1 protein-coding gene is annotated in these 519 nt (G+C 68.6%); it reads right to left on the bottom strand.

Annotated features, from left to right (window positions below; genetic code table 11):
• Positions 1–284 precede the first annotated feature (284 nt).
• Positions 285–519, bottom strand: a 235-nt coding sequence (locus AC4FS3_RS29550; RefSeq protein WP_491023505.1) for an MGMT family protein, incomplete at its 5' end; no start/stop codon positions are given.

The raw sequence follows: 519 nt of genomic DNA on the forward strand, positions 1-519 counted from the left end.
GGCGCCTGTCGCTTCCGGCCCGCAGCGGCAGCGGAGACGGGCGCGCGGAGGGGCCTCCGTCCAGCGGCTCTGTCCCGGTCAGGCATGAGGCGATATTGTTCTCCATTTGTTCTTTATAGCGCCGCCTGACAGGCAGGAGTCAAGAGCAAGAAGCAGGCGCAGGAGGCAGGCAGCAGGGCCGCCTGACTCCTGCGCCTGATGGCGGAAAACCGTCATGGAAAGGGGGCGCGGTTATCGCGTATCCCTATGGGGATAAACATTGATTTCATCGCTCTGGCCGCGCCTCACGGGCTGGAGGCGCCCTGTCCGGCCCGGGATTGCCTGCGTGACGCAGGGGCCGCAACCCCGCCGCCGGCGGTTTCCCGCCCAGCCGCCTCTTCTTCCACCGCCTCTTTCTCCGCCGCCGCCCGCTCCCGCGCCAGCAGGGCCTGCTTGCGGGCCACGCCCCAGCGATAGCCGGAAACATCGCCGTCGGTGCGGATAATGCGATGGCAGGGCGTCGCCACCGCCACCGGGTTG

The sequence above is a fragment of the Pseudogemmobacter sp. TB195 genome, assembly GCF_058313095.1.